This window comes from Kineococcus indalonis (assembly GCF_009906395.1).
Lineage (GTDB): Bacteria > Actinomycetota > Actinomycetes > Actinomycetales > Kineococcaceae > Kineococcus > Kineococcus indalonis.
This window is the reverse complement of sequence record NZ_JAAALM010000328.1, coordinates 1-4,656: the sequence shown is the minus strand read 5'-3', so window position 1 is coordinate 4,656 and position 4,656 is coordinate 1. Positions and strand designations below refer to the sequence as shown.

Genomic DNA, 4,656 nt, shown 5'->3' with positions numbered 1-4,656 from the left:
CTCCAGCGGCACGGCCCCGCGCGCGAGGGCCGGCACCAGCGGCAGCGGCACCCGCACGCGCACCGTGGCCGCCACCGCCGCCTGCGGGGTGCGGCACGGGCGCGCCGCGCACTCCAGCACCAGCGCACCGGGGCCGGCGGCGAAGCCCTGGTCGCCCAGCGCCAGCGCCACCGCCGCCTGCGCGCGCGCCGCGGCCCGCTCGTCCCCGCTGGTGGTGGCCAGCACCCGGGAGGCCTCGCGCGCCCCGGCCTCCGCGGCGAACGTGGCCGCCTGCACCCGGCCCAGCGCCAGCACCAGGTACGCCAGCGGCACCAGCAGCAGCACCCCGACGGCGAGGAGCTCCACCGCCGCGCTGCCCCCGTCCCGGCAGCCGCCGCCCGGCACCGGGCCGCCGCCCCGCATCAGGGCGCCCCTTCCAGCGCGGCGTGCCCGCGCACCACCAGCACCCGCGCCGGGCCCAGCAGCCCCGCCACCGGCAGCGGGGCGCGCACCTGCACCCGCACCACCGGCCCGGCCGGGGAGTCCAGCACCGCGGCCGTGACGTCGTCCGCGTAGCGCGCCGGCAGCGAGGCCGCCAGCACCTCCCGGGTGCGCTGGGCGCCCAGCTCCGGCGAGCTGCCGGCCAGCGCGCCGTACCGGGCGCCGGCGCCGGCGCAGTCGGTGGCGGTGGCCCGCACGTGCTGCACCACCGCCAGCTGCAGCACGGCCGCGAACAGCAGCGCCAGCACCCCGGCCACCGCGGCGAACTCCGCGACCGCCGAGCCCTCCTCGCCCCGGAGCCCGGGCGGCCCCGCGAGCGCCGGGTCCTCGACGGGCGGTCCCGCGACGGGCCGGTTCACGGGCGCCCGCTCACAGCTGCCCGACGACGGCGTCCATGGACTGCGTGAACACCTGCTGCAGCCGCGGGCCGGCCACGGCCCACAGCGCGACGACGAGGCCGGCGGTCATCAGGGTGACCAGCACCCAGCCGGGCACGTCGCCGCGGTCGCCGCCGGTGCGCGCCAGGGCGCGGGCGCGGCGCAGCGGGCGCGAGGCGCGGGGCGCGGGGCGCCCGCAGCGCTCGCGGGGGTGGTTCTCGGACACGGTTCTCCTCGGGGTCTCGACACGACGGGGGAAGGGCTCGGGACAGGACGGGCTCGGCGGGGACCTCACGGGCCCAGGTCCAGCTGCGCCAGGCCGGGGAAGACCGCGAACACGACCGTCACCGGCAGCACCCCGAACACCACGGGCACGAGCATCCGCACCTCGCGGCGCCCGCCCTCCTCCAGCAGCCGGCGGCGGCCGGCCTCGCGGGCGTCGGCGGCCTGCGCGCGCAGCACCCCGGCCAGCGGGCTGCCCGTCTCCACCGCCACCGCCAGGCCCTCGGTGAACCGCGACAGCGCCGGCACGCCGAGGCGCTCCGCCGTGCGCGACAGCGCCTCCAGCAGCGGCACGCCCGCGGCCGCCTCGGCCAGCGCGCGGCGCAGCTCCGCCGGCAGCGCACCGCCGCCGGCGGCCACCCGCTCCAGGGCCGCGGCCACGCCCTCGCCGGCCCCCACCGACAGCGCCAGCAGCTCCGCCACGGCCGGCAGGTCCTCGGCGACCTCCTCGCGGCGGCGGCGCACCGCGCGCGCCAGGGCCGCGTCGCGCAGCAGGGCGCCGGCGAGGGCACCGGTGAGCACCAGCGCCACCGCCCCCACCGCCGAGGGGTCGCCGCGCAGCACCGCCAGCCACCACAGCAGCGCCCCGGCGCCGGCACCGGCCAGCGCCCACAGCACCTGCTCGGCGCGGTGCTGGGCCACCTCGCGGGCGGGGTCGAGCACGTCCAGGCGCGAGCGCACCACCGCCGCGGACCCCAGCAGCGCACCGCAGGCGCCGGCCGCCGCGTCCAGCGCCGCGCGCGCCGCCGAGCGCCAGCCGGGCCGCACCGGGCGCGACAGGTACGGGGCGATGCGCGCCTCCAGCGACGGGGTGCGCCGCCACGGCGCGCCCGCCAGCACCAGCAGCGCACCCGTGCCGCCGGCAAGGCCCAGCAGCGCCCCGGTCCCCGACGGCGTCACCGCAGCACCCGCCGCGGTTCGGGCAGCCGACCCAGCCGCACCATCACCCGGTACGACAGCACCGTGGCCAGCGCCCCGCCGCCCAGCACCGCGGCACCGGCGGGGGTGTCGTAGGCCTCCAGCGACCCCGGCCGGGTGGCGAGCAGCGCCAGCACCAGCCACGGCGCGGCCGCCGCCAGGCGCGCGGCCGACACCGTCCAGCTCTGCCGCGCCAGCAGTTCCGCGCGGGCGCGCTGGTCCTCGCGCAGGTACGCCGACAGGGTGCGCAGCGTGCCGCCCAGGTCGCTGCCGCCCACCTGGCGCGTCATGCGCAGCACGGCGGCCAGCCGGTCGAACACCGGGTCGGCGACCTGCTCGCGCAGGTGCGCCAGCTCCGCGTCGAACGCGCCGCTGGCCCGGTACCCGGCGGCGAAGCCCGCGAACGCCGGGCGCAGCCGCTGCGGGCCGCGCACCGCGAGCGCGCACACCGCGTCCGGCAGCGAGGCGCCCGCGCGCACCGAGGCGGTCAGGGCGTCGACGACGTCGGGCCACTCGCGCGCCCGCTCGGCGCGCCGGCGCCGGGCCCGCGAGCGCAGCGCTGCGAACGGGGCCAGCGCCCCCGCGGCCGCGGCCGGCACCGCCAGCACCACCGCGCCGGTCAGCGCGGGCACCAGCAGCAGCCCCGCCGCGGCGGCGGCCGCACACCCCAGCAGCAGCACCGCCACCGGCACGTCGGCCAGGCCCGCCGCGTCCAGCAGGCGGCGCAGCGCCCGCCGCGGCACCCGCGGTGCGCGCGGGCCGCGCTCCCAGCAGGAGAACCAGACGCAGAACGTCCCGGCGCCCAGCAGCGCACCGGCCAGCAGCCCACCCGAACCGCCCACGTCAGCCCCGCCCCGTCAGCAGCGCGGCCACGTCGAAACCGGCGCGGGCGAACCGCTCCCGGTGCGGGGGCCAGCCCTGCTCGCGCAGCAGCGGCGCGTCCGGGCCCGCGGCGCGGCGGAACAGCGGCGCGGTCTCCACCACCCCGCCCTCCACGCGACCGGTGACGGCGAGCACCTCCTCCACCCGGCGCCGGCCGTCGGCGCCCAGCGCGGTGTGCACCACCACGTCGATCGAGGAGGCCACCGCGGGCACCACGAAACCGCTGGTGACGTTCTGCCCGGCCAGCAGCGGCAGCGTGCACATCTTCGCCACCGCACCGGCGGCGGAGTTCGCGTGGATCGTGGCCGCCCCGGGCAGCCCGGAGTTCAGCGCCACGAGCAGGTCCAGGCTCTCCTCCTGGCGCACCTCGCCCACGACGAGGCGGTCCGGGCGCATCCGCAGCGCCTCCTTCACCAGGCGCCGCAGCGGGACCTCGCCGCGACCCTCCAGGTTCGGCTGGCGGCACTGCATCGCCACGACGTCGCGAGCGGGCACCTGCAGCTCGAACACCTCCTCGCACGTGACGATGCGCTGCTGCGCGGGCACGGCGGCCAGCAGGCAGTTCAGCAGGGTCGTCTTGCCCGCCTGGGTCGCCCCCGAGACCAGCAGGTTCAGCCCCGAGGCGACGGCGGCGGCCAGGAACCGCGCGGCCTGCGCCGACAGCGAGCCCAGCACCACGAGGTCCTCCAGGCGGTGGGCGCGGGCGACGAACCGGCGCACGTTCACCGCCCAGTGCCGGCGGGTGATGTCGGGGATCACCACGTGCAGGCGCGAGCCGTCCGGCAGCGAGGCGTCCACGAACGGGCTGGAGAGGTCCACGCGCCGGCCGGTGCTGGCCAGCATCCGCTCCACCAGGTCCGCGACCGCGTCCTCCTCCAGGATCGTCGTGGTCAGCTCGGCGACGCCGCGGCGGGCGACGAACACCTTGCCGGGTTCGTTGATCCAGATCTCCTCGACCTCGGGGTCGTCGAAGTACCGCTGCAGCGGCCCGTACCCGGACACCGCGGCGACGACCTCGCGCACCGCGGCGTCCCGGTCGGGCAGGAACGGCAGGGAACCGTCCAGCGAGCGCAGGTCGTAGCCGGTGACGGCCTCGTCGACGAGGGCGTGCACCTGCTCGGGCGTGGCGCGGAACCCCCCGGCGGAGATGCGGCGGCGCAGTTCCCGGCGCACCTGGTCCTCGACCAGCCGCACGGCCTCCACGTCCACCACCCCCTCCTGAGGAACGCCGCGAAACCCCGCGAAACCCCGAGGGGACCTCCCGCGGGGAACCCCGCGGACCCCCTCCGCGGCCCGGTCACGGTAGGCGCGCGGGCGCCGCGGGCGTTCGGGTGATGTGGACAACCCCCGCGGGCCGCGCGGCCTGTGGGCGGAGCGGGTCGCGGTCCGCGCGGCGGGCACCCTGCCGGGGTGCGCCTGCGGTTGACCGTCGTCGGCGTCGGTGGCCCGGCGGGCACCGACGTGCTCGTGGAGGCACCCGTGGGCACGGCCCTGGCGGCCGTGCGCGCCCGCCTGGAGGAACTGACCGGCCCGTGGCCGGGCGCGCCGCGCGCCGGCGGCCAGGACGTCACCGGCGCCGTCCTGGGCGTGCCGCCGCTGCTGCAGGGCGCCGTGCTGGACGTCGGCCCCCCGCAGGTCGGTGCCCCGGCCGGCCCCCCGCAGGTCGGTGCCCCGGCCGGGGCACCCGCCGGTCCTCCCCCGCCGGCGGGTGCCCCCG

The 4,656-nt window shown here is 79.9% G+C and carries 7 protein-coding genes; 1 reads left to right on the top strand and 6 read right to left on the bottom strand.

Annotation, left to right across the window (positions count from 1 at the left end; genetic code table 11):
* The 6 genes from GTR00_RS14925 to GTR00_RS14900 form a co-directional block, all read right to left on the bottom strand.
* Nucleotides 1-345, bottom strand: a 345-nt coding sequence (locus GTR00_RS14925) for a pilus assembly protein (RefSeq protein WP_205705871.1), incomplete at its 3' end; no start/stop codon positions are given.
* Nucleotides 346-401: 56 nt separating this feature from the next.
* Nucleotides 402-839: a TadE/TadG family type IV pilus assembly protein gene (locus tag GTR00_RS14920; RefSeq protein WP_205705870.1), complete on the bottom strand. Its 438-nt coding sequence runs from the start codon at nucleotides 837-839 to the stop codon at nucleotides 402-404.
* A gap of 10 nt (nucleotides 840-849) precedes the next feature.
* A complete protein-coding gene (locus GTR00_RS14915; RefSeq protein ID WP_166612391.1) occupies nucleotides 850-1,083 on the bottom strand; it encodes a hypothetical protein in 234 nt (77 codons plus the stop codon).
* Nucleotides 1,084-1,148: 65 nt separating this feature from the next.
* Nucleotides 1,149-2,039, bottom strand: coding sequence for a type II secretion system F family protein (locus GTR00_RS25900; protein WP_166612390.1), 891 nt, complete (start codon nucleotides 2,037-2,039; stop codon nucleotides 1,149-1,151).
* On the bottom strand, nucleotides 2,036-2,899 hold the full coding sequence (locus GTR00_RS14905; RefSeq protein WP_323132500.1) for a type II secretion system F family protein: 864 nt from the start codon (nucleotides 2,897-2,899) through the stop codon (nucleotides 2,036-2,038). Before GTR00_RS14905 ends, GTR00_RS25900 begins: the two co-directional genes overlap by 4 nt.
* Nucleotide 2,900: 1 nt before the next feature.
* Nucleotides 2,901-4,142: a CpaF family protein gene (locus GTR00_RS14900; protein ID WP_407659705.1), complete on the bottom strand. Its 1,242-nt coding sequence runs from the start codon at nucleotides 4,140-4,142 to the stop codon at nucleotides 2,901-2,903.
* 207 nt (nucleotides 4,143-4,349) lie between these two features.
* Here GTR00_RS14900 and GTR00_RS14895 point away from each other — a divergent pair.
* On the top strand, nucleotides 4,350-4,656 hold a 307-nt coding region (locus GTR00_RS14895; RefSeq protein ID WP_205705869.1), incomplete at its 3' end, for a hypothetical protein.